The sequence below is a fragment of the Polaribacter sargassicola genome (assembly GCF_021991835.1).
Taxonomy (GTDB): Bacteria; Bacteroidota; Bacteroidia; order Flavobacteriales; family Flavobacteriaceae; genus Polaribacter; species Polaribacter sargassicola.
In genome coordinates this window covers 1-356 of the sequence record NZ_JAHDAU010000086.1, presented here as the reverse complement: position 1 = coordinate 356, position 356 = coordinate 1, and the positions used below count along the sequence as shown (strand labels likewise).

Below are 356 nucleotides of genomic sequence, written 5' to 3'. Positions count from 1 at the left end.
CGCACCGTCAGCCACAGCACGTCGTGCTGCACCTTGAGCCGGCGCAGCAGCCGGTCGGTGTCATCCGACATCGGCGTCTCATCGGTGACGATCACGACGATGGAGCGTCGCGAGATGTTGTGCGCCGTGTAGCGGAGCAGGGCGTCCCGGTCGCTCGGGGCGTCGCTGTCGTCGATGGCCTGGCGGATGGTGCGCAGGGCGTGCTCGAGCGCGCCCTCGGTGCCGCCAGGGGGCAGCCGGCGCACACGGGCGGAATCGCCGTAGATGATCGAGAAGTCATCGCCGTGGCGAACCGTGAGGAAGCCGAGGGCGCCGGTCAGCAGCACCACCAGATCGCGCTTGGACCTCTCGTCCTC

At 69.4% G+C, this 356-nt stretch carries 1 protein-coding gene; it reads right to left on the bottom strand.

Annotation, left to right across the window (positions count from 1 at the left end):
- Nucleotides 1-356: DUF58 domain-containing protein (locus KI686_RS15945; RefSeq protein ID WP_237590317.1), on the bottom strand; the 356-nt coding region annotated here is incomplete at both ends.